This is a genomic window from Bacillus sp. SIMBA_154, assembly GCF_046536015.1.
In the GTDB taxonomy this organism is placed as follows: domain Bacteria; phylum Bacillota; class Bacilli; order Bacillales; family Bacillaceae; genus Bacillus; species Bacillus pumilus_P.
This window is the reverse complement of record NZ_JAWJBV010000206.1, coordinates 1-277: the sequence shown is the minus strand read 5'-3', so window position 1 is coordinate 277 and position 277 is coordinate 1. Positions and strand designations below refer to the sequence as shown.

Genomic DNA, 277 nt, shown 5'->3' with positions numbered 1-277 from the left:
AGCCGATGCTTCTTCTGAGTTCCACCGGATCTTGTTCCATAATGTTTCGGCCCTCTATCAGGATTCTGCCTTCTGTCGGTTCAATTAAGCGGTTGATCATTTTCATCGTCGTCGTTTTGCCGCAGCCGCTCGGTCCGATAAAACAAATAAATTCGCCTTTGGCAATATTCAGGTTGATGCTGTTGACGGCTTTTTTCCCGCCTTTATACATTTTCGAGACATTTTCTAATGTCAGCAAACACTCACACCTCCATGATTAAGTTTATTCAATTTGTTA

1 protein-coding gene is annotated in these 277 nt (G+C 42.6%); it reads right to left on the bottom strand.

The genetic code is table 11. The features are described 5' to 3' along the window. Positions 1-238 (bottom strand): ATP-binding cassette domain-containing protein (locus tag R0K30_RS21745; RefSeq protein ID WP_410612899.1); only part of this gene is annotated, 238 nt, incomplete at its 3' end. Positions 239-277 lie beyond the last annotated feature (39 nt).